The sequence below is a fragment of the Monashia sp. HAY1-5C genome, assembly GCF_056755255.1.
This window is the reverse complement of sequence record NZ_JBPGXG010000003.1, coordinates 1-25,378: the sequence shown is the minus strand read 5'-3', so window position 1 is coordinate 25,378 and position 25,378 is coordinate 1. Positions and strand designations below refer to the sequence as shown.

General features: G+C 72.8%; 21 protein-coding genes. 17 read left to right on the top strand and 4 right to left on the bottom strand.

Annotated elements, in window-relative coordinates:
- Positions 1–12 precede the first annotated feature (12 nt).
- The 10 genes from ftsW to ACR9ZK_RS00820 all read left to right on the top strand — a co-directional run bounded on the left by ftsW (position 13) and on the right by ACR9ZK_RS00820 (position 10,288).
- Entirely contained in the window at positions 13–1,380 is a 1,368-nt protein-coding gene (ftsW, locus tag ACR9ZK_RS00865; RefSeq protein ID WP_481339033.1) for a putative lipid II flippase FtsW, read from the top strand.
- Positions 1,377–2,492 carry an undecaprenyldiphospho-muramoylpentapeptide beta-N-acetylglucosaminyltransferase gene (gene murG / locus ACR9ZK_RS00860; protein ID WP_481339031.1) on the top strand — a complete coding sequence of 372 codons (1,116 nt, stop codon included), beginning with the start codon at positions 1,377–1,379 and terminating at the stop codon, positions 2,490–2,492. The genes ftsW and murG overlap by 4 nt, the downstream gene beginning before the upstream one ends.
- On the top strand, positions 2,489–3,973 hold the full coding sequence (gene murC, locus ACR9ZK_RS00855; RefSeq protein WP_481339029.1) for a UDP-N-acetylmuramate--L-alanine ligase: 1,485 nt from the start codon (positions 2,489–2,491) through the stop codon (positions 3,971–3,973). The genes murG and murC overlap by 4 nt, the downstream gene beginning before the upstream one ends.
- Entirely contained in the window at positions 3,973–4,740 is a 768-nt protein-coding gene (locus ACR9ZK_RS00850) for a cell division protein FtsQ/DivIB (protein ID WP_481339027.1), read from the top strand. The genes murC and ACR9ZK_RS00850 overlap by 1 nt, the downstream gene beginning before the upstream one ends.
- Positions 4,741–5,066: 326 nt before the next feature.
- Positions 5,067–6,410: a cell division protein FtsZ gene (gene ftsZ, locus ACR9ZK_RS00845; protein WP_481339025.1), complete on the top strand. Its 1,344-nt coding sequence runs from the start codon at positions 5,067–5,069 to the stop codon at positions 6,408–6,410.
- Between the two features lie 99 nt (positions 6,411–6,509).
- A complete protein-coding gene (gene pgeF, locus ACR9ZK_RS00840) occupies positions 6,510–7,271 on the top strand; it encodes a peptidoglycan editing factor PgeF (RefSeq protein WP_481339023.1) in 762 nt (253 codons plus the stop codon).
- Positions 7,268–8,050: a YggS family pyridoxal phosphate-dependent enzyme gene (locus tag ACR9ZK_RS00835; protein WP_481339021.1), complete on the top strand. Its 783-nt coding sequence runs from the start codon at positions 7,268–7,270 to the stop codon at positions 8,048–8,050. Before pgeF ends, ACR9ZK_RS00835 begins: the two co-directional genes overlap by 4 nt.
- Before the next feature lie 43 nt (positions 8,051–8,093).
- Positions 8,094–8,576 carry a cell division protein SepF gene (locus tag ACR9ZK_RS00830; protein WP_481339019.1) on the top strand — a complete coding sequence of 161 codons (483 nt, stop codon included), beginning with the start codon at positions 8,094–8,096 and terminating at the stop codon, positions 8,574–8,576.
- A gap of 84 nt (positions 8,577–8,660) precedes the next feature.
- Complete coding sequence (locus ACR9ZK_RS00825; RefSeq protein WP_481339017.1) at positions 8,661–8,945, top strand: YggT family protein; 285 nt, start codon at positions 8,661–8,663, stop codon at positions 8,943–8,945.
- Positions 8,946–9,076: 131 nt separating this feature from the next.
- Positions 9,077–10,288 carry a DivIVA domain-containing protein gene (locus tag ACR9ZK_RS00820; protein ID WP_481339015.1) on the top strand — a complete coding sequence of 404 codons (1,212 nt, stop codon included), beginning with the start codon at positions 9,077–9,079 and terminating at the stop codon, positions 10,286–10,288.
- Here the strand turns inward: ACR9ZK_RS00820 and ACR9ZK_RS00815 are convergent.
- The gene (locus tag ACR9ZK_RS00815; RefSeq protein ID WP_481339013.1) at positions 10,200–11,360 is read right to left on the bottom strand and encodes a hypothetical protein; all 1,161 of its coding nucleotides are present in this window, start codon (positions 11,358–11,360) and stop codon (positions 10,200–10,202) included. The genes ACR9ZK_RS00820 and ACR9ZK_RS00815 overlap by 89 nt on opposite strands.
- On the opposite strand from ACR9ZK_RS00815, the gene ACR9ZK_RS00810 reads away from it, so the two are divergent.
- From ACR9ZK_RS00810 to ACR9ZK_RS00800, 3 genes are all read left to right on the top strand, one after another.
- Positions 11,344–11,832, top strand: a complete 489-nt coding sequence (locus tag ACR9ZK_RS00810; RefSeq protein WP_481339011.1) for a TraR/DksA family transcriptional regulator — start codon at positions 11,344–11,346, stop codon at positions 11,830–11,832. The two genes, ACR9ZK_RS00815 and ACR9ZK_RS00810, sit on opposite strands and share 17 nt — an antisense overlap.
- Before the next feature lie 107 nt (positions 11,833–11,939).
- Positions 11,940–12,578, top strand: a complete 639-nt coding sequence (locus ACR9ZK_RS00805) for a signal peptidase II (protein ID WP_481339009.1) — start codon at positions 11,940–11,942, stop codon at positions 12,576–12,578.
- Complete coding sequence (locus ACR9ZK_RS00800; RefSeq protein WP_481339007.1) at positions 12,571–13,521, top strand: RluA family pseudouridine synthase; 951 nt, start codon at positions 12,571–12,573, stop codon at positions 13,519–13,521. Before ACR9ZK_RS00805 ends, ACR9ZK_RS00800 begins: the two co-directional genes overlap by 8 nt.
- Positions 13,522–13,526: 5 nt before the next feature.
- Here ACR9ZK_RS00800 and ACR9ZK_RS00795 read toward each other — a convergent pair whose 3' ends face one another.
- The 3 genes from ACR9ZK_RS00795 to ACR9ZK_RS00785 all read right to left on the bottom strand — a co-directional run bounded on the left by ACR9ZK_RS00795 (position 13,527) and on the right by ACR9ZK_RS00785 (position 15,882).
- A complete protein-coding gene (locus tag ACR9ZK_RS00795; protein WP_481339005.1) occupies positions 13,527–14,300 on the bottom strand; it encodes a hypothetical protein in 774 nt (257 codons plus the stop codon).
- Positions 14,301–14,393: 93 nt separating this feature from the next.
- The gene (locus ACR9ZK_RS00790; protein ID WP_481339003.1) at positions 14,394–15,200 is read right to left on the bottom strand and encodes a hypothetical protein; all 807 of its coding nucleotides are present in this window, start codon (positions 15,198–15,200) and stop codon (positions 14,394–14,396) included.
- Positions 15,193–15,882 carry an RNA polymerase sigma factor gene (locus ACR9ZK_RS00785; RefSeq protein WP_481339001.1) on the bottom strand — a complete coding sequence of 230 codons (690 nt, stop codon included), beginning with the start codon at positions 15,880–15,882 and terminating at the stop codon, positions 15,193–15,195. The genes ACR9ZK_RS00790 and ACR9ZK_RS00785 overlap by 8 nt, the downstream gene beginning before the upstream one ends.
- 151 nt (positions 15,883–16,033) lie before the next feature.
- On the opposite strand from ACR9ZK_RS00785, the gene dnaE reads away from it, so the two are divergent.
- The 4 genes from dnaE (at position 16,034) to ACR9ZK_RS00765 (ending at position 25,307) form a co-directional block, all read left to right on the top strand.
- A complete protein-coding gene (dnaE, locus tag ACR9ZK_RS00780; RefSeq protein ID WP_481338999.1) occupies positions 16,034–19,627 on the top strand; it encodes a DNA polymerase III subunit alpha in 3,594 nt (1,197 codons plus the stop codon).
- A 34-nt stretch (positions 19,628–19,661) separates the two neighbouring features.
- Complete coding sequence (locus tag ACR9ZK_RS00775; protein WP_481338997.1) at positions 19,662–20,819, top strand: winged helix DNA-binding domain-containing protein; 1,158 nt, start codon at positions 19,662–19,664, stop codon at positions 20,817–20,819.
- The gene (locus ACR9ZK_RS00770; RefSeq protein ID WP_481338995.1) at positions 20,820–21,761 is read left to right on the top strand and encodes a pseudouridine synthase; all 942 of its coding nucleotides are present in this window, start codon (positions 20,820–20,822) and stop codon (positions 21,759–21,761) included. It begins immediately after the preceding gene.
- Positions 21,762–21,887: 126 nt separating this feature from the next.
- Positions 21,888–25,307 (top strand): ExeM/NucH family extracellular endonuclease, encoded by a 3,420-nt coding sequence (locus tag ACR9ZK_RS00765; RefSeq protein ID WP_481338993.1) that lies wholly within the window; start codon positions 21,888–21,890, stop codon positions 25,305–25,307.
- The last annotated feature ends 71 nt before the right edge of the window (positions 25,308–25,378 follow it).

Sequence of the window (25,378 nt, the reverse complement as noted above, 5' to 3'; positions counted from 1 at the left end):
GGTGAGCACGGGGTGAGCACGACGACCTCGTCCCGGTCGAAGGGTGCGGCCGCCAAGGGGTCGGCGGCGCAGCGGGCCCAGGCGGCGCAGGCCGCCAAGGAGCGGGCCCGGGCGCGCGCCGAGGCGCACGCGGAGGAGGCGGGGCGGTCCGGGGGCACCCGGTCGCTGCCGATCATCGCCAAGCTGGAGTCGCCCCTGACGACCTACTACCTCATCCTCGGGGCCACGACGACCCTCGTCGTCATCGGCCTCATCATGGTCTTCAGCGCCTCGAGCGTCGAGCAGCTGCTGGCCGACAAGGCCTCCTACACCGTCTTCGCCCGCCAGCTGCTGTTCGCCGTCCTCGGCGGGGTCGCGGCCGCCGTGGCGAGCCGGTTCGACGTCAAGCGCTGGAAGCGCCTCGCGATGCCCTCGCTCGTCGTGTCCGTCCTCCTCCTCGCCGCCGTCATCCCGCTCGGCGTCTCGGTCAACGGCAACCAGAACTGGCTCGCCCTCGGCCCGGTGCAGTTCCAGCCCTCCGAGCTGGCCAAGGTCGGGCTCGTCCTCGCCGGCGCCGCCATCTACGCCAACAAGTCCGCGCGGATGTCGAGCGTCCTGCACGTCGTGCTGCCCTTCCTCGTGCCCATCAGCGCGGTCGTGCTGGCGCTCGTCCTCGCCGGCCACGACCTCGGCACCGCCATGGTGTTCCTCGTCGTCATCGCCGCGGTCCTCGCGGTCGCCGGGGCCCCACTGCGGGTCTTCGTCGTCGGCGGCGTGCTCGGGGCGGCCGGTGTCGCGGCGCTCGTCGCGACGAGCGGCAACCGCGTCAAGCGCATCACCGACTTCCTCGACCCGGCGTGCAACACCAACCCCGACGGCTGGTGCGGCCAGGCGGTCCACGGCATGTACGCCCTCGCCGACGGCGGCTGGTGGGGCGTCGGCCTCGGCGCCTCGAAGGAGAAGTGGGCCTGGCTGTCCGAGGCCCACAACGACTTCATCTTCGCCATCATCGGCGAGGAGCTCGGCCTGCCGGGCACGCTGATGATCCTGCTCCTGTTCGGCATCCTCGCCTGGGCGTGCTTCCGCCTCGTGAGCCGCACCCAGGACCGCTTCGTGCGGGTCGCCGGCTCGGGCATCATGGCCTGGCTCATCGGGCAGGCGATCATCAACATCGGTGCCGTCATCGGCCTCTTCCCGGTCATCGGCGTGCCGCTGCCACTCGTCTCGGCAGGCGGCTCGTCCCTCGTCACGACCCTCCTCGCCCTCGGCATCCTGCTGTCCTTCGCCCGCAACGAACCGGGGTGCCGTGCGCTGCTCGAGTCCCGACGCGGGATGATCAGGCGGTCGCTCGCGGTGCTGCCCTCGCGCACCCGCGCCCTGTCCTCTCGCAGAAGTCGGTGATCCACCTGTCCTCGCCCACCTCCGTCCTGCTCGCCGGTGGGGGGTCGGCCGGCCACGTGTCGCCCCTGCTCTCCCTGGCCGACGCCCTCCGGCGCCGGCACCCCGACGTGCGCGTCACGGCCCTCGGCACCACCGAGGGGCTCGAGGCGCGCCTCGTGCCGGCGCACGGGCTCGACCTTCGGGTCGTGCCGAAGGTGCCGCTGCCGCGCCGGCCGAGCGGTGACCTCCTGTGGCTGCCCCGCCGGCTCAAGGCTGCCGTCGACGCCGCGGGGGCGGCCATCGACGACACCGGCGCGCGGGTCGTCGTCGGGTTCGGCGGGTACGTCAGCACCCCGGCCTACCTGGCCGCCCGGCGCCGCGGCGTCCCCGTCGTCATCCACGAGCAGAACGCCCGGGCCGGGCTGGCCAACCGGCTCGGGGCACGCTTCGCCGCCCACGTCGCCACGACGTTCGCCGTCACCTCGCTGCCCCACGCAACCCGGATCGGCATGCCGCTGCGTCGCGCCGTCTCCACCCTCGACCGGGCCGCGAGCCGCGCCGAGGCCCTCGCCGGGTTCGGGCTCGACGCGTCGGCCCCGACCGTCCTCGTCACCGGCGGCTCGCTCGGGGCCCAGCGGCTCAACGACGCCTTCCGGGAGAACGTCCGGCGGCTGAGCTCCGCCGGCGTCCAGGTGCTGCACATCACCGGGCTCGGCAAGGAGTTCGACGTCGCGGTGCCCGACGGGGGCGCGCCGTACGTCGTCGTGCCGTACGCCGACCGCATGGAGCTGGCCTACGCCGCCGCCGACCTCGTCGTCGCTCGCGCGGGGGCCAACACCGTCTGCGAGCTGACCGCCGTCGGCCTGCCCGCCGTCTACGTCCCGCTGCCCATCGGCAACGGGGAGCAGCGGCTCAACGCGGCCGACGTCGTCGCAGCAGGAGGCGGCCTGCTCGTCGACGACGCCGACCTCACCGCGGCGTGGGTCGGCTCGGAGCTCGTCGCGCTCGCCACCGACCGGCCCCGCCTCGAGCGGATGGCCGCGGCGGCCGCGACGCTCGGGGAGCGTGCCGCCGACGAACGGCTCGCCGACATGGTCGACGACGCCGCGGCCCGGGCGGGGGTGCCCGCGTGACCGGCAGGCCGGCCGGGCGCCGGACGCCGACCGTGGCCGAGCCGTTCGCCGCCGCCCGCTTCGACTTCGGCGCGGAGGTGCCCGATGCCGCCGACCTCGGCCGCGTCCACTTCCTCGCCATCGGCGGGGCCGGGATGTCGGGCGTGGCCCGCATCATGCTCGCCCGTGGCGTCCCTGTCACCGGCAGCGACGCCAAGGACGTCCCGGTGCTCAAGGCGCTCGAGAGCGAGGGCGCGCACGTCTGGGTCGGGTTCGACGCCGCGCACCAGGAGCGCGCCGACGCCGTCGTCATGAGCAGCTCGATCCGTGAGGACAACGTCGAGCTCGTCGCGGCGCGCGAGCGGGGCCTGCCGGTCCTGCACCGGGCGCAGGGCCTGGCCTCCCTCATGCACGGGCGGCGTCCCGTGGCGGTCGCCGGGGCCAACGGGAAGACGACGACGACCTCGATGCTCACCGTCGCCCTGCAGGGCTGCGGCCTCGACCCGTCCTTCGCCGTGGGCGGCGAGCTGGCCAAGCACGGCACGAACGCCCACGACGGCCGCGACGACGTATTCGTCGTCGAGGCCGACGAGAGCGACGGCTCGTTCGTCGTCTACCACCCCGAGATCGCGGTCGTGACCAACGTGCAGCCCGACCACCTCGACTTCTACGACAGCTTCGAGGTCGTCCAGGCCGCGTACGACGCGTTCGTGGCGACCATCGCGCCGGGCGGCCTGCTCGTCACCTGCCTGGACGATGCCGGCTCGGCCGCGCTGGCCGGGCGCGCCCGTGCCGCCGGCACCCGCGTCGTCACGTACGGCTTCTCGAACGGGGCCGACGTCGCCCTGCGCGACCACCGGCAGGACGGTCTCACCGCGTCGGTGATCGTCGCGGACGCCGGCGCCGAGCGCACCATGACCCTCGCCGTCCCCGGGCGGCACAACGCCCTCAACGCGGCGGCGGCGTACGCGGCGGCGGTCCACGGCCTGGGCCTGGACCCCGGTGCCGTCCTCGACGGCCTGGCCGGCTTCACCGGGACCCGACGACGCTTCGAGCCCAAGGGCGAGGCCGGCGGCGTCGTCGTCGTCGACGACTACGCGCACAACGCCGGCAAGGTCACCGCCGTCGTCGAGACGGCCGCACGCCTCGTCGAGGGCGCCGGTCGCCTCGTCGTCGTCTTCCAGCCGCACCTGTACAGCCGCACCCGCGACTTCGCCACCGAGCTCGGCGCCGGGCTCGCGCCCGCCGACGTCGTCGTCGTCATGGACGTCTACGCCGCCCGGGAGGACCCGCTGCCGGGCGTCACGGGGCAGCTGGTCGCCGACGCGGTCCTCGCGGCCCGCCCGGAGGCCGAGGTCCACTACGTGCCCTCGTGGTCGGAGGTGGCCCGCCACGTCGCCGCCCGGGCCCGTCCGGGCGACCTCGTCCTCACCGTCGGGGCCGGTGACGTGACGATGATCGGACCCGAGGTGCTGCTCGCCCTGGGTGGGGGAGAGGCCTGATGCTCGATCGGTCGCCGGGACGTCAGCTCGCCGGGCGCGGGCTGTCCTCCTCGCGCGCCCGCTTCGAGCGGCGGGCCGCAGCGGCGCGGCGTCGCCCGCGTCTGCTCGCCGCCGTCGGCGTCGGCCTGCTGGTCGTGCTCGGGCTCCTCGCGTGGGTCGGCTGGTTCAGCGGGCTCCTGACGGCCACGCGGGTGGAGGTCCGGGGGGTCACGGGAGCGGCCGCCACCGACGTCCGCCGAGTCGCGGCCGTGCCCCTCGGTGGTCCGCTGCTGCGGGTCGACACCGGGGCGGCCGAGCAGCGCCTCGTCGCGGCCAAGGCGTGGGACGACGTGTCCGTCTCGCGCAGCCTGCCGCACACCGTCGTCGTCGCGGTCACACCGCGGCGGGCCGTCCTCGCCGTGCGCACCCCCGAGGGCAGCGTCGACCTCGTCGACGCCACCGGCTTCGCCTTCCGGACCGTCGACGCAGCCCCCGACGGTGTGCCCCTCGTGCGCTCGAGCACCGACACCGTGACGAAGGCCGGCGTCGCTGCCGCCCTGCAGGCCCTCACGTCGCTGCCGGCGTCGGTACGGGGCGACGTCTCGGGAGTGACGGTCTCGGCCGCCGACCAGGTCAGCTTCACCGTCACGTCGACGTCGAAGCGCAAGACCGTCGTGTGGGGCGGTCCGGGGGACGGTGAGCGCAAGGCCCGGCTCGTCGCGGTGCTCCTCGGCCAGCCCGGCAGCACCATCGACGTCAGCGTGCCCGACTCGCCCGTGACGCGCTGACCCGTAACCCGGGTGACCCTCCCGCGTCGAGCCGCCGGTGCCGTGGCACAGTGGGGACGCTGCTTGGTGCCGGCGGGGTCCAGCGAGGTTGATGGTGCCGGTGTGACTGCTGTGCAGATGCCGTCGCAAAAGGCCCAATCGCCCTGGCGACACGCCGCGAGTCGGGTTGATCGGCCTCGGGTCACGGCATACCGTCGGGGCACTGGTTCGTGACCAAACTGTAACCTTCAGGTCGACCTTTAAGGTTGAGGTCCGAACCCTCGCGCCAGGCGCATCTCACCCGAACCATGCAGCACCGGCACCACCACTCAGGAAGGCCCACTCCCGTGGCAGCAGCACCGCAGAACTACCTGGCCGTCATCAAGGTCGTCGGCATCGGCGGCGGCGGCGTCAATGCCATCAACCGGATGATCGAGGTGGGTCTCAAGGGCGTCGAGTTCATCGCCATCAACACCGACGCGCAGGCGCTGCTGATGAGCGACGCCGACGTCAAGCTCGACGTCGGCCGCGAGCTGACCCGCGGCCTCGGTGCCGGCGCCGACCCCGAGGTGGGCAAGAAGGCCGCCGAGGACCACGCCGAGGAGATCGAGGAGGTCCTCAAGGGGGCCGACATGGTCTTCGTCACGGCGGGTGAGGGCGGGGGCACCGGCACCGGCGGCGCGCCGGTCGTGGCCCGCATCGCCCGCGGCCTCGGCGCCCTGACGATCGGCGTCGTGACGCGCCCGTTCACCTTCGAGGGCCGACGACGCGCCAACCAGGCCGAGTCCGGCATCGGCAGCCTCCGCGAGGAGGTCGACACCCTGATCGTCATCCCCAACGACCGCCTGCTGTCGATCAGCGACCGCAACGTCTCGATGATGGACGCCTTCCGGTCGGCGGACCAGGTCCTGCTGTCGGGTGTCCAGGGCATCACCGACCTCATCACGACCCCGGGCCTGATCAACCTCGACTTCGCCGACGTCAAGTCGGTCATGCAGGGCGCCGGCTCGGCGCTCATGGGCATCGGCTCCGCGCGCGGCGAGGACCGTGCCGTCCAGGCCGCCGAGCTGGCCATCAGCAGCCCGCTCCTCGAGGCCTCCATCGACGGCGCGCACGGCGTCCTCCTGTCGATCCAGGGTGGCTCCGACCTCGGCCTCTTCGAGATCAACGAGGCCGCGCGCCTCGTGCAGGAGGCCGCGCACCCCGAGGCCAACATCATCTTCGGCGCCGTCATCGACGACGCCCTCGGCGACGAGGTCCGCGTCACGGTCATCGCCGCCGGGTTCGACGGTGGCGGCCCGAGCCAGCGCCACGACGACCGCGCCCTCGGCCAGGTCATGGGCCGCTCGTCCGCACCGGCCTCGTCGCACCAGCCCAACCACCAGGCCCAGCCCGAGCACCGCCCGGCTCCGGCGCAGCCCGCGGCCCCGCACAGCAACGGCGTCCCGGCCGCGCAGCCGGTCGTCGGCCAGCAGGCGCACCAGCCCGCCCCGCACCAGGCGGCGGTGCCCCAGCAGCTGCCGACCCAGCAGCAGGCCCCCGTCCAGCACCAGGCGCCGCAGCACCAGGCCCCGTCGCACCAGGTGCCGCAGCACCAGCAGCAGCCGGTCGCCCCGCGCTCGAGCCAGCCGCCGCGTCAGGTGACCTTCGAGGACAGCGACGACCTCGACGTGCCCGACTTCCTCAAGTAAGGCCCCCGGGCCTCGCCCGAACACCGGACCACCCCGACGGGAGGCGCCCCACGCGGCGCCTCCCGTCGGTCGCTCCGGGCGCGACGGTAGGTTGGCCCCGTGTTCTTCTGGCGTTCCGGACCCTCGGCCGACGACCCCGCCGGCGGGTCCGTCCCCGACCGCGTCGACCTCGGCTTCACCGGACGCTCGGCGGGCACCGGACGGGAGCCGTTCACCGGGCTGAACCTCGGGGGCCACGTGGGCGACGACCCCGACACCGTGGAGTCCAACCGCGCGGCCCTGGCCGGTGAGGTCGGGGTGGCGCGCGAGCGCCTCCTGTTCATGAGCCAGGTGCACGGCACGGAGGTCGTCGAGGTCGACGGCCCGTGGACGGGCGAACCGCCGGCCGTCGACGGGATCGTCACGCGTGCGCCGGGGCTCGCGCTCGCGGTGCTCGTGGCCGACTGCGTGCCGCTGCTGCTGCACGACGCCGCTGCCGGCGTCGTCGGGGCCGTCCACGCGGGCCGGCCCGGCATGGTGTCGGGCATCGTGCCCCGCGCCGTCGCGGCGATGCGCGACCTCGGCGCCCGCTCGGTGCGCGCCACCGTCGGCCCCTCGGTGTGCGGTCGGTGCTACGAGGTTCCCGCCGAGATGGCCCGCGCGGCCGCTGCCGTCACCCCTGCGGCCGCCGCCCGGTCGTGGCAGGGCACTCCGGCCGTCGACGTCGCCGCCGGCGTCGTCGAGCAGCTGGCCGATGCCGGCGTCCCGGTCGCCTGGGTGCCCGGCTGCACCCGCGAGGACCGCGACCTCTACTCCTACCGCCGCGACGGCACGACGGGCCGGTTCGCCGGTGTCGTCGTGCGTCGCGGGGCGACGGCATGAGCGCCTCGGCCGTGCGCGCGGAGGGAGAGGCGGCGCGGCGCGACCAGCTGCGGGCGGCCCTCGAGGCGGTCGAGGCACGGATCGAGCGGGCCTGTGCCGACGCCGGTCGCGACCCCGGCGAGGTGACCCTCGTCGTGGTGACGAAGTTCTTCCCGGCCTCCGACGTGCTGCTCCTGCACGGCCTCGGAGTCCGGCACTTCGGCGAGAACCGTGACCAGGAGGCCGCCGAGAAGTACGAGCACGTGCGCCACGTGCTCGAGGAGCAGTCAGGTGGCAGGGGGCGATGGGGGCGCGGCGAGGACGCCGCGGTGCTGCACTTCATCGGGCGGCTGCAGGGGAACAAGGCAGCCCACGTGGCGCAGTACGCCGACGTCGTCCAGAGCCTCGACCGGACCAAGCTCGTCGACGGCCTCGCCAAGGGCGCCCACCGGGTCGGGCGCCCCGACCACGCGCTCGACGTCCTCCTGCAGGTCAGCCTCGACGGAGACACGTCCCGCGGAGGAGCCCTTCCCGAGACCCTCGACGAGCTCGCCGCGGCGGTCGAGGCGCAGGCCGCGCTGCGGCTGCGGGGGCTCATGGCCGTCGCTCCCCTCGGAGCCGACCCCGACGCGTCGTTCGCCACGGTGCACGAGCTGTCCCGCCGGCTGCGGCAGGAGCATCCCGACGCCACGTGGGTCTCGGCCGGCATGAGCGGCGACCTCGAGGCGGCCGTGCGCCACGGCGCGACACACCTGCGTGTCGGCACGGCAATCCTCGGTTCACGCCCGTCACTTCTGTAACGTCGGGAGCGATTCAGCACGATCCGAACGTTGGGAGCCGGCCATGGCAGGGGCACTGCGCAAGACGATGGTGTACCTCGGACTGAGCGAGGAGGACCAGCGTCACGAGCGCTACGACGACTACGAGGCGTACGACGAGCCCGAGCGCTACGACGACGAGCCCGAGCACACCGCGGCCGTCACGCAGCTGCCGACGCGTCGTCCCGTCGCCGCGGTCGTGCGTGAGCCCGAGGTCGGCGGACTCAACCGCATCACGACGATCCACCCGCGCACGTACAACGAGGCCAAGAACATCGGCGAGTGGTTCCGCGACCAGGTCCCGGTCATCATGAACCTGTCGGACATGGACGACGCCGACGCCAAGCGCCTCGTCGACTTCGCGGCCGGTCTCGTCTTCGGCCTGCACGGCACCATCGAGCGGGTCACGTCGAAGGTCTTCCTCCTGTCGCCGGCCCACGTCGAGATCTCGGCCGACGAGCCCGAGGCGCCGTCCCCGTCGACGCGCGGGTTCTTCAACCAGAGCTGACGCGAGCCTGCCGGCCTGCGACGCACAGTGACCACACAGCACCCCGCCGGCTCCTGACGCGCGCGCATCGGCGACACTGACGACATGGACGCGTTCTGGACGATCTACGGCGTGGTCGTCTTCCTCTTCTTCATCGCCCTCATCGGCCGCTTCGTGCTCGACTGGGTGCAGATGCTGGCGCGCTCCTGGCGCCCCACCGGGGTCGTGCTCGTCCTGGCCGAGGCCGTGTACACGGTGACCGACCCACCCCTGCGGGCGCTGCGCAAGGTCATTCCGTCGCCGAACCTCGGCGGCGTCCGGCTCGACCTGAGCTTCCTCGTCCTGATGCTGCTGACCTCGCTCGCGCTCAACGTCCCCAGCTACTTCTAGCGGACCGTCGGCGGCGCGCCGCTGCGGGCGGGCCGTGGCCTGCGGCGCGCACCGCGGGGCACGGCTTTGGTTCGTGACCGGAACGTTAGATACCTTGGACCCGAACCACTACGTCTGCATCGAGGTGAGACATGGCGCTTACGCCGGAACAGGTGCTCAACAAGCACTTCCAGACCACGCAGTTCCGCCGGGGCTACGAGGAGCGGGACGTCGACGACTTCCTCGACGAGATCGTGGCCGAGATGCGCTCTCTCATCGAGCAGCGCGACGACTACCTCAAGCAGCTCAACGACTGCCGCGCGTCGAAGAACCAGACGGCGGTCCGCGCGGACGGCGCCACCGCCGCGATGCCGGTCGTCGGCCGTCCCGGTGAGGACGCCAAGCTCGGCGGGCTCACCGCCAAGATCCAGGACGCCGAGCGCGCCTTCAAGGCAGCCCAGGACCGTGCGGCCAAGGCCAAGGCCGAGGCCGACAACTCCGAGCGCCAGGCCAAGGAGCGCATCGAGCGCGCACGGGCCGAGGCCGAGCGCGCCGAGGCCGCCGCGAAGGCGGCCGTCGACTCCAAGGCCCTCAACGACGCCCAGGCCAAGCTCAACGAGCTCAACACCAAGGTCGCCGACGCGGAGTCCCGGCTGGCCAAGGCCCAGGAGAGCGCCCGCGAGGTCGAGGCCCGCATGACCAAGGCGCAGGAGAACGCCCGCGCCGCCGAGGAGCGTGCCGCCCGCGCGAACTCCGACGCCGAGGCCGCCGCCCGCATCCAGCCCGCTGCCGCGGCAGCCGCTGCTGCGCCCGCTGGCACCACCGACGCCGCCGGCGTCATCGCGTTGGCACAGCGCCTCCACGACGAGCACGTCGCCGCGGGTGAGACGCGTCGCAACGAGCTGATCTCCGAGGCCGAGAACCGTCACCGCGAGCTCATCGCGACGGCCCAGGCCAGGCACGACGAGCTCGTCAACGCCGGGCAGGCCCGTCACGAGGAGGCCACGCGTCAGGCCGAGCAGCTCGCGGCGGCAGCCGCGGCCCAGCGTGACCAGATGATCGCCGAGGCCACCTCCCAGCGCGACCAGATCCTCGCCGACGCCGCGACCAAGCGGGACGAGATGCTGACCGAGGCGCGCGAGCGCTCGACGGGCATGGTCGCCGAGGCGCAGCAGCGCAAGGCCCAGCTGCTCGAGGAGCTCGACAAGCAGAAGTCGCTGCTCGACCGCAAGATCAGCGAGCTGCGCGGGTTCGAGAAGAACTACCGCTCGAACCTCAAGTCCTACATCGAGAGCCAGTTGCAGGACCTCGACGCCAGCGTCCAGGAGCCGGCGCACGCCGGCGCCGGTGACACCCAGGGCTGAGGCGCGCTCTCACCCTCCTCGACAGACGCACGCGGGCCGCTCGGGAACCATCCCGGGCGGCCCGCGTTGTGTGCCCAGGACGACTCTTGCCTCCCGTAGCGTTTCGTGTTTGTGCCGGACCCGCGCGGGGCTTATTGTCAGCCGCACTTGCAACGTCGACAGCACGAGCGACGGAGGTGGACGCCATGGCGGCGAAGAGGACGGCGGCGGCGGTGACGTCCGCGGCCAAGCGGGCGGTGTCGGCAGTGGGCCGCACGGCCAGGGCCGCCGCGACGAAGGCGACGAGGCAGACCCCCGCGCAGACGACCGCGGCCCCGACGCCCGCGAAGACCCGGAAGACCGCCAAGGCCACGACGGCGCCCGCGACGAGGACGGCAGCGAACCCCGCCGCGAGGCCCGCCGCGAAGACCCCGGCGAAGTCCCCTGCGAAGTCCACGGCGAAGTCCACGGCGAGACCGACCACGACGAAGAGCACGAAGAGCGCGACGACGGCGGAGAAGAGCGCGGCGAGGACGACGAGGGGCCTGTCGACCAAGACCGCTAGCAAGACCTCGACCAAGACCGCAAGCAAGACCGCAAGCAAGACCGCAAGCAAGACCCCGAGCAGGACCGCCGCGAAGACGTCCGCGACGAAGCCTGCCCCGAAGAAGACCGCGAAACGGTCCACGACGAAACCTGCCGCGACGCAGACTGCGAGACAGTCCGCGACGAAGACCGCCGCGAGGCGGACTGCGACGAAGTCCGCAACGACGAAGTCCGCGAAGAACGCAGCGACCTCGTCCCCGAAGAAGTCCGCGACGAAGAGCGCGACGACGGCCAAGAAGAGCGCCGCGAACAAGGCCACGGCCACGAGCCCGGCCCCGAGAGCGACCCCCGAGACGGGCGCGACGAAGAAGGCGACGACCAGGACCGCGACGACCAAGACGACGACTCCGAAGACGACGACTCCGAAGACGACGAAGACGACGAAGACGACGAAGACGACTCCGGCGCGCCAGAGCGCGAGGACCACCCGGCCGTCCGCGAAGACGGCCCCACGACCCGAGAAGGCAGCAGTGACGACGAGCCCCACGACCGGCACCCCGAGCGCGACGAGCGCGAGCACGCGGGCCAGGACCGGAACCTCGCGCACCAGCGCGAAGAAGATCGCCGAGACGCTGCGCGTCAAGGACGACGAGAGCCCCTGGAGCGAGGACGAGATCGCGGAGGTCCGCGGCGTCCTCCTCGAGGAGATCGAGCAGCACCGCGTCGAGCTGAAGATCGCCGAGGAGGAGCTCGACAGCTTCCTGCGCTCGTCGGGCGACGGAGCGGGCGACGACCAGGCCGATGCCGGCGCCAAGACGGCCGAGCGCGAGCACGAGATGTCGGTGGCCGCGAACGCGCGCGCCGGGCTCCTGCAGGCCGAGCACGCGCTCGAGCAGCTCGAGGCCGGCACGTACGGCGTGTGCGAGAACTGTGGCAACCCGATCGGCAAGCTTCGACTGCAGGCCCGTCCGCGTGCGACCCTGTGCCTGTCATGCCAGGAGAAGCAGGACCGCCACTGAACGACGCCGCCGGCAGGCTGAGGCACGCCGACGCACCGACCCGGGACGCGGCGCCGCCCCTCGCTCGTCCGCGAGCGAGGGCCGGCGTCGCGTCCGACCGAGAGACCGTGAGCACCGAGAACACCGCACCGCCCACCGCGAGGGCCTCGTCCCCGCGTCCCACCTCGACGCGCCGGAGGCGGCTGTTCGCCATGCTCGCCGCGGTCGCCGTCCTCGCCTACGCCAGCGACCAGGTCACCAAGGCTGTCGCCCTCGCGACCCTGGCCGACGGCAGCCCCCGGCCGTTCATCGGCGAGGTCATCCGTTTCAAGCTCATCGGCAACCCGGGGGCGGCGCTGTCGCTCGGGGCGAGCAACACGTGGGTCATGACCGGCATCGCGCTCGCGGTGCTCGTCGCCATCGTCGTCGTCGCCCGCGACCTCGGCTCCCGCTCGTGGGCCCTGGCCCTCGGGCTCCTGCTCGGGGCGGCCGTCGGCAACCTCACCGACCGGTTCGTCCGGCCGCCCGGCGGTGGTCAGGGGCACGTCGTCGACTTCATCGACTACAACCGTTGGTTCATCGGGAACGTGGCCGACATCTGGATCGTCGGCGCGGCCTGCCTCGTCGTGATCCTGGCCATGCTCGGCATCGGCGTCGACGGGCGACGTGAGCGGGACAAGCGCGCCGCCGAGGCGGCCGACGCGCCCGAGGCGGCAGAGGCGGCCGAGGCGGCCGAGGCGTCGGGTCGGGAGCGCGGCGATGACTGAGGCGCTGCCCGTGGGGGAGGCCCGCGCCGTCCTCGTGCCCGACGGGCTCGAGGGCGAACGCGTCGACTCCGGCGTGTCCCGGCTCTTCGGGGTGTCCCGGACCAAGGCCGCCGAGCTGGCCTCGGCGGGGCACGTCGCCCTGTCCGGCAGGTCGGTCGGCAAGTCGGAGCGTCTCGTGGCCGGGGCGATGCTCGAGGTGTCGTTGCCGCGGGCGGAGGCCAGCCCCAGCCTGCAGGTCGTCGCCGAACCCGTGCCGGGCATGCGCATCATCCACGACGACGACGACCTCGTCGTCGTCGACAAGCCGGTCGGCGTCGCCGCCCACCCGAGCCTCAACTGGACCGGGCCCGACGTCGTCGGGGGCCTCGCCGCGGCCGGCTACCGCATCTCGACGTCAGGTGCTCCCGAGCGGCAGGGCATCGTCAGCCGGCTCGACGTCGGCACGTCCGGACTCATGGTCGTGGCCAAGAGCGAGTACGCCTACAGCCGGCTCAAGCACCTGTTCCGCAGCCGGCAGGTCGACAAGACCTACCACACGCTCGTCCAGGGCCTGCCCGACCCGCTCGTCGGCACGGTCGACGCGCCGATCGGGCGGCGACCGGGCGCCGAGTTCAAGTTCGCCGTCATGAGCACGGGCAAGCCCTCGGTGACCCACTACGAGGTGCTCGAGGCGTTCCGGCACGCGAGCCTCCTCGAGATCCATCTCGAGACCGGGCGCACGCACCAGATCCGGGTCCACCTCGCCGCGCTCCACCACCCGTGCTGCGGTGACCCCCTCTACGGTGCCGACCCCAGGCTCGCGGCCCGGCTCGGCCTCGACCGGCAGTGGCTGCACGCCGTCGGCCTCGGCTTCGAGCACCCCGGTACGGGTGAGTACGTCCACTTCGAGAGCCCCTACCCGGACGACCTCCAGCACGCCCTCGACGTCGCCGCGACGTTCTGAGAACCTCAGCTTCGACCGGAGAGTGAAGGTCGGGGCGGGCTCTGCCGGGGCGAGCTGCCCTGGTCCGGGTCGGTCGAGAAGCCGACCGGCTCCGGACGCGGGGGTGCTCCGGCGTCCCCCGCGGCGGAGGGGTGCCGCGGGGAGCGGAGGCGCCGCAGCGTCGGGGCACCGGCGAGGCCCGTGACCACGCCGACGAGGAGCGCGAGCCCGGCCAGCCCTGCCGTCGCCGCCCGGCCGAGCCCGGCTGTGCCCGTGGCCGGCGCGGATGCCGTGGCAGGCGTGGCGGTCGAGCGTGACGGGGCAGCCGCGCCCCGGGGCGCGTCACCGAGGACACCGAGCGAGCGGAGCGTCCGCAGCAGCAGCGCGGAGTCGGCCGGGCGGTGGCGCACCGACGGGATCGAGAAGAGGTCCTCGGTGCCGTTGGTGCTCATCGCGGTCTCGACCCACACCTCGTTGCCGTCGATGACGACGCCGTCGATGCGCCACGGCGTGACGTCGTGGATGAGCCACGTCAGGCGCAGGGTCGTGCCCATGAACGATGCCGTCGCGGTGCGCTCCCCGCGCGGCGGGTCGTACGGCGAGAGCGCTCGCTCGAGGTCGGCGTAGACGGGGCTGCCGGTCAGGGCCGCCGCGGCCCTGGAGCCGGCGTACTGGACGACGATCACCGACGTGGGTCCTCCGGCCGAGGCCGGGGCCGCGGCGCCGACGAGCACGACGAGCATCGCGACCGCAGCGGCGGCGGCGGCGGACAGCACGGCTGGGATGCGCGGTCTCTTCACGGTTTCCTCCTCGGGCGGGCCCGGCGGCGTCCGGGCGTCAGTACGTCAACACCGCCGGAGCACCGTCGGTTCGGGTCGGGGTCGCGGGGCCCTTCAGCCGGCCGAGCCGGCGACGCGCAGCGCCGTGGCGAGGTCGGCCGGCCCCTCGAGCCGGTACGTCACCTCGCCACCCGGGGAGGGAACCACCCAGACGAGCGTCGGACCGGCGAGGCGCGGCTGCTCGGCATGCGTGCTGCCGGAACGGTCCACCCACTCGATGCGGTGCGCGGAACCGAACCACAGCGCGTCGTGGCCCGACACCCAGGTCGGTGTGACGGCGTCCCACACCGTCTTGAGGTAGCCCCACGACAGCGACCCGACGAAGACGTCGAGGCGCGTCGGCACGCCGTTCGTCGCGGCACGGGGTCCCCACGCCAGCTCGACGACCCGCCCGCCGTGGGCGAGGACGACCGTGTCGGGCTGCCCCAGGGCAGCCGGGACCGCGACCGGTGCGCCGACGGCGCGCGCGGCCGCCTCGAGCGTCACCGGCGTGCCCGACGCCGTGGCCGTCCCGGACCCGGCCGACGAGGTGGGCCGCGGGGAGTCCGGCGCCGAGGCGCTGGGGCGCGGCACCTCGCGGACGACGACGCCGCCCAGGCGCAGCAGCTCGACCACCGCCGCCCGGACCGGCGGCACCAGGGCGAGCGCCAGGGTGACGGCCGCTGCCACGGCCCAGGCCAGCCGACGCCGCGCCGGTCGGGGGCGACCGAGCCCTTCCGCGGGCGCGGTGACCCGCGCGAGGACCGACGCGGCGAGGTCCTCTCGTGGCGGGTCGGTCACGAGGAGCCGGCCGAGCTCGAGGAGCTCGCGCTCCAGCCCGGAGCCCGGGTCCGGTCCCGTGCGGTGGTGCGGCTCAGGCATCGGTGAGCACCTCCCGGAGGGCGGCGAGGGCGCGGTGCAGCCGGGACTTGACGGTGCCCGCGGGCACGTCGAGCACCGTGGCCGTCTCGGCCTCGGACAGCTCGAGCAGGTAGCGGCACGTCACGACCTCTCGCAGGTCGAGGGGCAGGGCGTCGAGGGCCTCGAGCAGACCGGCGCGGCGGTCGGCGCCCACGGCCGCCTCGGCGGGATCGACCGGGTCGCCGCGGCCCCCCTCCGCGGCCTCTCGGACGGCGACCCGCAGCTCGCGCAGCGCGCGACGGGACCGGCCGCGCAGCGCGTTGCGGGTCTCGTTGACGACGATCCGCAGCAGCCACGGCCGGAACCCGGCGCCGTCCCGGAACCGGGGCAGCGCCGCATAGGCCTTGACGAACGCCTCCTGGACCACGTCGTCGGCCTCGTCCCCGGCGCCGGACAGCACGGCGAGCCGTTTGGCGACGGGGGCGTGCCGCACGACGAGGACCGCGTACGCACCGGGGTCGCCGGCGCGCACCCGAGCCAGGGCCGCGGCCTCCTCGGCGGCGTGGTCGGAGGCGCGGCCGGCGGCGTCCTCGGCGGCAGCCCCTGCCGGCCTGCCGCCCGGGTCCCCGGACCTGTCCGTCCTGCGGTCGATCGTGCTGATCCCTGTCTCCATCCGCTCGGCGGGGGCTGCGGACCCGACCATCGTCGCGCCCCGACGTGTCCTCTACACCGCGGCGCGCCGGTCGGTTCGCGGGCCACCGGCACGAGCGGCCGGGACACCCGTCGTCGGACCTCGTGCGACACGTCGGGCGACGCGCCGGGGCCGTCGGTGGCCGGGCTTAGACTCGTCCACGATGTCGAGCCAGCCCGCCCCGCGCAACGACCAGAGCTTCGTGCACCTGCACGTGCACACGGAGTACTCGATGCTCGACGGGGCGGCGCGCATCGGCGACCTGTTCTCCGAGGCGGCGCGCATGGGCATGCCGGCCCTCGCCACCACCGACCACGGCTACATCTTCGGTGCGTACGAGTTCTGGAAGAAAGCCCAGGGCACCGGCGTCAAGCCGATCATCGGCGTCGAGGCCTACATCACGCCGGGCACCCACCGCACCGACCGCACCAAGGTCAGCTGGGGCGACGGCGGCCGCGACGACATCTCCGGCAGCGGCGCGTACACGCACATGACGATGCTCGCCGAGAACAACGAGGGCATGCACAACCTCTTCCGCATGTCCTCGATCGCGAGCCTGGACCAGGTGTACACGAAGTGGCCGCGCATCGACCGCGAGCTGCTCTCGACGTACGGCAAGGGCCTCATCGTCACCACGGGCTGCCCCTCGAGCGAGATCCAGACCAAGCTGCGCTTCGGCATGTACGACGAGGCGCGCGAGGTCGCCGGGGAGCTGCGCGACATCTTCGGCGCCGACAACGTCTTCGTCGAGCTCATGGACCACGGCCTCGAGATCGAGCGGCGCACGCAGAAGGACCTCATCCGCCTGGCGCGCGACCTCGGCCTGCCGCTCGTCGCGACGAACGACCTGCACTACACGCGCGCGGAGGACGCCAAGGCGCACGCCGCGCTGCTGTGCGTCCAGTCCGGCTCGACGCTCATGGACCCCAACCGGTTCAAGTTCGACGCCGACGACTTCTACCTCAAGTCGGCCCAGGAGATGCGCCACCTCTGGCGCGAGCTGCCCGAGGCCTGCGACAACACGCTGCTCATCGCCGAGCGCTGCGAGGTGTCCTTCACCGAGGGCGAGGGACGCTTCATGCCGCGCTTCCCGTGCCCCGAGGGCGAGGACGAGACGTCGTGGTTCATCAAGGAGGTCGAGACCGGCCTCCAGCGCCGCTTCCCCGAGGGGGTGCCCGACTACGCCCGCAAGCAGGCGGCCTTCGAGGAGGACGTCATCGTCTCCAAGGGCTACCCGGGCTACTTCCTCGTCGTCGCCGACTTCATCAACTGGGCCAAGCGCAACGGCATCCGCGTCGGCCCGGGCCGCGGCTCGGGTGCCGGCTCGATGTGCGCCTACGCCATGGGCATCACCGACCTCGACCCCGTGCCGCACGGCCTCATCTTCGAGCGGTTCCTCAACCCCGAGCGCATGTCGATGCCCGACTTCGACGTCGACTTCGACGAGCGCCGGCGCGGTGAGGTCATCCGGTACGTCACCGAGAAGTACGGCTCGGAGCGCGTCGCGCAGATCGTCACGTACGGCACCATCAAGGCCAAGCAGGCGGTCAAGGACGCCGCCCGGGTCATGGGCCACCCGTTCAGCGTCGGTGAGCAGCTGACCAAGGCGATGCCACCGGACGTCATGGGCAAGGGCGTGCCGCTCGCCGAGATCTACAACCCCGAGCACAAGCGCTACAACGAGGGCGTCGACTTCCGGGCGCTCGTGCAGACCGAGACCCACTTCCAGGAGGTCGTCGACACCGCCAAGGGCCTCGAGGGCCTCAAGCGCCAGTGGGGCGTGCACGCGGCCGGCGTCATCATGAGCAGCGAGCCGCTCATCGACGTCATCCCGATCATGAAGCGGCTGCAGGACGGCCAGGTCATCACCCAGTTCGACTACCCGAGCTGCGAGTCGCTCGGCCTGGTCAAGATGGACTTCCTCGGCCTGCGCAACCTGACGATCCTCGACGACGCCATCGAGAACATCAAGACCAACCGCGACGAGGACATCGACCTCGACGCCCTGTCCAAGGACATGACCGACGCGGCCACCTACGAGCTGCTCGGTCGCGGCGACACCCTCGGCGTCTTCCAGCTCGACGGCGGCGGCATGCGTGCCCTGCTGCGCCTCATGCAGCCCGACAACTTCGAGGACATCTCCGCCGCCCTCGCGCTCTACCGGCCCGGGCCGATGGGCGTCAACGCGCACACCAACTTCGCCCTGCGCAAGAACGGCAAGCAGGAGCTCATCCCCCTCGACCCCCAGCTGAAGGGCAAGCTCCAGCCGGAGATGGTCGAGGCGCTCGAGCCCATCCTCGGCATGACCTACGGCCTGGTCATCTACCAGGAGCAGGTCATGGAGATCGCCCAGAAGCTGGCCGGCTACACGCTCGGCAACGCCGACCTGCTCCGGCGGGCCATGGGCAAGAAGAAGAAGGAGGTGCTCGACGCCGAGTACGTGCCCTTCTCCGAGGGCATGAAGGCCAAGGGGTTCAACGAGGCCTCGATCGCCGCCCTCTGGGGCGTCCTCGTCCCGTTCTCCGACTACGCGTTCAACAAGGCGCACACCGCCGCCTACGGGCTCGTGTCGTACTGGACCGCCTACCTCAAGGCCAACTACCCGGCGGAGTACATGGCCGCCCTGCTGACGAGCGTGCGCGACGACAAGGACAAGTCGGCGCTCTACCTCAACGAGTGCCGCCACATGGGCATCAAGGTGCTGCCGCCCGACGTCAACGAGTCGGTCGCCAACTTCGCCGCCGTCGGTACCGACATCCGCTTCGGCCTGGCCGCCATCCGCAACGTCGGCACGAACGTCGTCGACAAGATCGTCGAGGCCCGCGAGAACAAGGGCACGTTCGCCTCGTTCAAGGACTTCCTCGACAAGGTCGACGCCGTCGTGTGCAACAAGCGCACCATCGAGTCGCTCATCAAGGGCGGCGCCTTCGACTCGCTCGGCGAGAGCCGTCGCGGCCTCGTCGAGGTGCACGAGCGCTACGTCGATGCGCTCGTCGACGTCAAGAAGCAGCAGGCCATCGGCCAGGACAGCCTCTTCGCCTCGTTCGGCTTCGGTGACGCCGACGGGGACGGCGCGGGGGTCGACCCGTTCGCCGGCCTGCCACCGGTCCCCCCGAGCGAGTGGGACAAGTCGACGCTGCTGTCCTTCGAGCGCGAGATGCTCGGCCTCTACGTGTCCGACCACCCGCTCTTCGGCATCGAGCACATCCTGTCGGCGCACGCCGACACCCCGATCGCCTCGCTCCTCGGTGAGGACGCCAAGCCCGACGGCACGCCGGTGACGGTCGCGGGCCTCATCACCAGCCTGCAGCTCAAGCGCACGAAGAAGGGCGACCTGTGGGCCATCGCGACCGTCGAGGACCTCGACGGGGCGATCGAGTGCCTCTTCTTCCCCTCCTCGTACATGACGTACTCGACGATGCTGGCCCAGGACACCGTGTGCGCTGTCAAGGGTCGCGTCAGCGCGCGTGACGACTCGATCTCGATCTTCGCCCAGGAGCTGACGATCCCCGACATCAAGGAGGGCCCGCGCGGCCCCGTCGTCGTCACCCTGCCGCTCGGTCGCGCGACGCCCGCCGTCGCCGAGAGCCTCAAACGGGTCCTCGGCGAGCACCCCGGCGCCACCGAGGTGCAGGTCAAGCTGACCCAGCCGGGGCGGTCGGTGCTCATGTCGCTCGACGACTCGCTGCGGGTCACCGCCACGTCGGCGCTCTTCGGCGACCTCAAGGCCCTGCTCGGGCCGGCCTGCCTCGGTTGAGGCACCGGGCCGGCGTCGGGGGAGTGGGGGCAGCGTGAAGGTCGCGGACCGGCGCCGGCTGCGTCGCGCCCGGCTCGCCGCGCTCGGCCTGGCCCCCACGCTCGGCGACGCGTCGACGTCCGTGAGCGCGCTCGAGGTGACCCGCCGTCTGGGGGCGCTGCAGGCGCAGGACTACGGCAGCGGGGCCTGGTCGCTCGGCGTGCGCTCGGGCCTGACGCTGGAGCAGGTCGAGGAGGCGGTGCACCGGCGCGAGGTCGTGCGCACGTGGCCGATGCGCGGCACGATCCACTGGGTGCCGGCCGAGGACGCCCGGTGGATGTGCCGGCTGCTCGCGACCCCCCGAGGCACCGCGCTCGCCACCCGCTACCGGCAGCTCGGCATCACCGACGAGCACGTCGACCGCGCCGGGCAGCTCTTCGAGGAGCACCTGACCGGGCCGATGAGCCGTCCGGACGTCATCGCGCTCCTCGTCGAGCACGGCTTCGACCCCACCGAGCAGCGGGCCTACCACCTCGTCGGGCACCACTGCATGACGGGCCTGCTCTGCCAGGGACCGGTCATCGGCCGGCAGCCGAGCTTCGTCCTCGTCGACAGCTGGGTTCCGCACTCCCGCAAGCCGTCCCGCGAGGAGGGACTGGCCACGATGGCCGAGCGCTACGTGCGCGGCCACGGGCCCGTCATCGAGAAGGACCTCGCCGGCTGGCTGCTCAAGCCGCTGGGCCTGACGCGTGAGGCGCTCGCTCTCGTCGAGGACCGCCTCGTCCGCGACGAGGTCGACGGCCAGGTGTGGCTGACGCACGTCGACGCGTCCGGTGCCGTCGATGTCGCCTCGACACCCTTGGGGCACGGTGGCGTCCACCTTCTCCCGCAGTGGGACGAGTTCCTCCTCGGCTACAAGTCCCGCGACGTCAGCCTGCCTCCCGAGCACCTCCGGCGCGTCGTGCCCGGTCGCAACATGGTGTTCAAGCCGACGCTGGTCGTCGACGGCGAGGTGGCCGGCACGTGGCGGCGGGTCGCCACCGGGCGAACCACCCTCCTCGAGGTCACCCCCTTCGGTCCGCTATCGACGGCTACCCGTCGGGGGCTCGAACGAGCGGCCGGCGGGTACGGCCGCTTCCTCGGTGCCGACGTGGAGGTCCGGCTCGTCACCGACCCCGAGGCGGCGCAGGACGCCGTGGCGGGGGAGCGCTGAGTGGCACGCGGAGGCATCCCGCCCGCACCGCTGCCGCCCCGGCACGGCGTCGACGCCCAGCGCATCCGGATGCCCCAGTCCGGGTCGTGGGCAACGCTGCGTGACCACCTCGTCGAGCGGCTCGCGCCCGGGCTGCCGGCCGCCGAGGTCGACCGCAAGCTCGCAGCCGGTGAGGTCGTCGACGCGTCCGGGACCGCCGTCGCACCCGACGCCCCGTTCGTGCCGCGCTCGGTCGTCTGGACCCACCGCGACCTGCCCACGGAGCCTCCCGTGCCGTTCGACATCGAGGTGCTGCACCGCGACGAGCGCATCGTCGTCGTCGACAAGCCACACTTCGTCTCCACCATGCCGCGTGGGCGGCACGTCGTGCAGAGCGCGTTGGCCCGCACGCGCGTCGAGACCGGCCTCGACCGGCTGACCCCGGCGCACCGGCTCGACCGGCCCACGGCCGGGGTGCTGCTCCTCACGACCGAGCAGCGGTGGCGCGGGCCCTACCAGCAGGTCTTCGCGGCGGCCCTGGCGCACAAGGAGTACCTCGCCGTGGCTCCGCTCCGTCCCGGGCTCGGGTCCCCCTTCGTCCGGCGCACCCACCTCGTCAAGGAGCACGGCACCCACCAGGCCCGCGAGGTGCCCGGTGCCCCGCCGAACGCCGAGACGCGCGTCGAGCTGCTCGACGTCGCCGGCGGGCTCGGCCTCTACCGCCTCGTGCCGCGCACCGGCCGCACCCACCAGCTGCGCTGCCAGCTGGCGGGTCTCGGCATCCCCATCGTCGGCGACCCGCTCTACCCCGTGGAGGTCGACGTGGCCGACGGGGACTTCTCGTCGCCGCTGCAGCTGCTCGCGGCGGTCCTCGCCTTCCGCGACCCGGTCGACGGCAGCCCCCGACGCTTCGTGACGCGCCGCCGCCTCGAGGCGTGGCCGGGACCCTGGCCGGTCCTCTGAGCCGGGGACTCCCGCTCGCCGCCGAACCGTCACGAACCGGGCGCATCGCTCGACGCGCCACGGGGGCCTGCCCGGTCTAGGGTGACCCCGACCGTGCGCACGAGCCGGTCTCCAGGGAGGACTCACATGCTGTCATCACGACCGACCCTGCGTCGGGTCGCGGGGGCCACCGCCACCGCCCTCGCCGTCGGTGTTGTTCCGTTCGTCGTCGCGCCGAGCGCGTCGGCGGCCCCGACCGAGCTGTTCATCAGCGAGTACGTCGAGGGCTCGAGCAACGACAAGGCCCTCGAGCTGTACAACGGCACCGGGGCCCCCGTCGACCTCGGCGCGGGCAACTACAACGTCCAGGTCTTCGCCAACGGCGCCACCGCGGCCACGTCGACGACCAACCTGTCCGGCACGGTCGCCGGCGGCGACGTCTTCGTGCTGGCCAACACCTCGGCCAACGCCGCGATCCTCGCGGCAGCAGACCAGACGACCGGGAACGCCAGCTGGAACGGTGACGACGCCGTCGTGCTGCGCAAGGGCAGCACGGTGCTCGACGTCCTCGGCCAGGTCGGCTTCCGTCCTACGAACGAGTGGGGTTCCGGCCTGACGTCCACGATGGACAACACACTGCGCCGCAAGGCCGCCGTCCTTGTCGGCGACCCCGACGGCACCGACGCCTTCGACCCGTCGGTCCAGTGGGACGGCTACGCCGTCGACACCGTCGACGGCCTGGGCGCACACTCCATCGACAGCGGCCCGGCGCCCGACGCCGCACCGACCGTCACGACCTCGACCCCGGCCGACGGCGCATCGGACATCGCCCCGACGGCCCCGCTGTCGGTGACCTTCTCCGAACCGGTGGCACTCGGGGAGGGCGCGTTCACCCTGGCCTGCACCTCGGGCGGCGACCGCACCGTCATCGCCTCCGGCGGCCCCACCGCGTACACGGTGACGCCCACCGAGGCGCTCCCGACCGGCGACTCGTGCACCCTGACGGTCAGGGCCTCGGCGGTGTCCGACGCCGACACGGTCGACCCGCCGGACGCGATGCCCGCCGACACGGTCGTCCGCTTCACGACGGCTGCGGCCAACCCGTGCGAGGCGCCGACCACGCCGATCCCCGTCATCCAGGGCAGCGGCGCGACCGTCGCCCGCACCGGCACGGTGACGACCCGCGGCGTCGTCGTCGGCGACTACGAGGGTGCCTCGCCGAACCTGCGCGGCTTCTTCCTCCAGGACCCCGCCGGTGACCACGACCCCGCCACCTCCGACGGCATCTTCGTCTTCGAGGGCAGCAATGCCAACGCCGTCAAGCTCGGTGACCTCGTCACCGTCACCGGCACGGCGAGCGAGAACCAGGGACAGTCGCAGATCAGCGTCGGCACCGTCACCGTCTGTGCGAGCAACCAGACGGTGGCGCCGACCGACGTCTCGTTCCCGGTGTCGAGCGACACCGCCCTCGAGCGCTACGAGGGCATGCTCGTGCGCGTCCCCCAGCCGATGAGCGTCACCGAGCACTTCCAGCTCGGACGCTTCGGCCAGGTGACGCTCTCGGCGGACGGGCGCCTGGCCCAGCCGACCAACGTCGTCGCGCCCGGCGCCGACGCGGCGGCGCTGCAGGCCTCGAACAACCTGCGCAAGATCGTCCTCGACGACGCGAGCCAGGTCCAGAACCCCGACCCCATCGTCTTCGCGCGTGGCGACCAGCCGCTCTCGGCGGCCAACACGCTGCGCGGCGGCGACTCCGTGACCGGGCTGACGGGCGTGCTCAGCTACACGTGGGGCGGCAACGCCGCGAGCCCGAACGCCTACCGGATCCGTCCGCTCGGCGCGATGGGTGGCTCGGCCCGCTTCGAGGCGGTCAACCTCCGTCCCGAGTCGGACCCGGGCGTCGACGGCCACGTCCGCATCGTCGGCATGAACCTGCTCAACTTCTTCAACACCCTCGACACGACGGGCAACAACTGTCGCGGTGGCCTGCAGGGAGCGGTCATGGACTGCCGCGGGGCCAACACCGCCACGGAGTTCGACCGCCAGTGGCACAAGACCGTCGCCGCCGTGAGCGGCACCGGCGCCGACGTCGTCGCGTTCATGGAGATGGAGAACGACGGCTACGGCACCGACAGCGCCGAGCGCTTCCTCGTCGACCGGCTCAACGAGAAGGACGGCGCCGGCACGTGGGCGTTCGTCGACGCCGACGCCCGCACCGGCCAGGTCGACGCCCTCGGCACCGACGCCATCAAGGTGGGCATGCTCTACAAGCCGGCCGCGGTGACGCCGGTCGGCACGACGGCGGCGCTCAACAGCGACGCGTTCGTCACCGGCGGTGACAGCGCGCCGCGCAACCGTCCCTCGCTCGCGCAGGCGTTCCGCGACAACACCACCGGTGGCGTCTTCGTCGCCGTCGCGAACCACCTGAAGTCGAAGGGCTCCGCGTGCGACAGCCCCGACACGGGCGACGGCCAGGGCAACTGTGCCGCGGTGCGCACCAAGGCGGCCCAGCTGCTGTCCGACTGGCTCGCCACCGACCCGACCCGAACCGGTGACGACGACGTGCTGCTCCTCGGCGACATGAACTCCTACGCCAAGGAGGACCCGATCGCGATGTTCGAGTCGAAGGGGTTCACCAACCTCATCGCGGCCCGCAACGGCGCCGAGGCGTACTCGTACGTGTTCGACGGCCAGTGGGGCTACCTCGACCACGCGCTCGGCTCGGCGTCCCTGTCGCGCCAGGTGACCGGCGTCGCCGACTGGCACGTCAACGCCGACGAGCCGTCGGTGCTCGACTACAACACCGAGTTCAAGTCGGCGAGCCAGGTCGCGAGCCTCTACAGCCCTGACCAGTTCCGCATCTCCGACCACGACCCGGTGGTCGTCGGTCTCGACCTGACCAACGCGGCCCCGGTCGTGACGTCGGTGACGGGCCCGTCGGGCGCCACGCCGGTCGGTGCCACGGCGGCTGTCACGGCCTCGTTCACCGATGCCGACGCGCTCGACACCCACACGGCCACCGTCGCGTGGGGTGACGGCTCGACGACGTCCGGCACGGTCAGCGGCGGCACCGTCTCCGGTGACCACGCGTACACCGCAGCCGGGATCTACACCGTCACGGTCACCGTCCGCGACGAGTGGGGACACGGCGACAGCGGCACGACGACCGTCGTCGTCTATGACCGCGCAGCCGGGTTCCTCACGGGCGGAGGCTGGTTCGTCTCGCCGCAGGGCGCCGTCACCGGCGACCCGTCGGCCACGGGCAAGGCGCAGTTCCAGCTGTCGGCGCAGTACGCGGCCGGCGCGAGCCGTCCCGACGGCTCCTTCACCCTGGCGACGCCGGGGTTGACGCTCGCCTCGACGAGCCTCGACTGGCTCGTCGTCACCGGTGACACCGCCCGTCTCGCCGGTCCGGCCACCGTCGGCGGCGTCCCCGGCTACCGCCTCGAGTTGACGGCCACCGACGCAGCGACCGACACGCTCCGCGTCGTCGTCCGCGATGCCTCCGGTGCGCTCGTCTACGACGGCGGCACCCGGCCCGTCCAGGGGCAGATCACGGTCCACTGAGCCCCTGACCCGCGAGGGCTGACCCCTCGCACACCTGTCTCTTATACACATCTGACGCTGCCGACGACGGA

Coding starts and splice junctions, on each gene's coding strand:
- ACR9ZK_RS00790 (WP_481339003.1), bottom strand. CDS start 15,200: ATGCCTGAGCCGCACCACCGCACGGGACCGGACCCGGGCTCCGGGCTG.
- ACR9ZK_RS00820 (WP_481339015.1), top strand. CDS start 9,077: ATGGCGCTTACGCCGGAACAGGTGCTCAACAAGCACTTCCAGACCACG.
- ACR9ZK_RS00765 (WP_481338993.1), top strand. CDS start 21,888: ATGCTGTCATCACGACCGACCCTGCGTCGGGTCGCGGGGGCCACCGCC.
- ACR9ZK_RS00830 (WP_481339019.1), top strand. CDS start 8,094: ATGGCAGGGGCACTGCGCAAGACGATGGTGTACCTCGGACTGAGCGAG.
- ACR9ZK_RS00785 (WP_481339001.1), bottom strand. CDS start 15,882: ATGGTCGGGTCCGCAGCCCCCGCCGAGCGGATGGAGACAGGGATCAGC.
- ACR9ZK_RS00835 (WP_481339021.1), top strand. CDS start 7,268: ATGAGCGCCTCGGCCGTGCGCGCGGAGGGAGAGGCGGCGCGGCGCGAC.
- ACR9ZK_RS00800 (WP_481339007.1), top strand. CDS start 12,571: ATGACTGAGGCGCTGCCCGTGGGGGAGGCCCGCGCCGTCCTCGTGCCC.
- ACR9ZK_RS00850 (WP_481339027.1), top strand. CDS start 3,973: ATGCTCGATCGGTCGCCGGGACGTCAGCTCGCCGGGCGCGGGCTGTCC.
- dnaE (WP_481338999.1), top strand. CDS start 16,034: ATGTCGAGCCAGCCCGCCCCGCGCAACGACCAGAGCTTCGTGCACCTG.
- ACR9ZK_RS00825 (WP_481339017.1), top strand. CDS start 8,661: ATGGACGCGTTCTGGACGATCTACGGCGTGGTCGTCTTCCTCTTCTTC.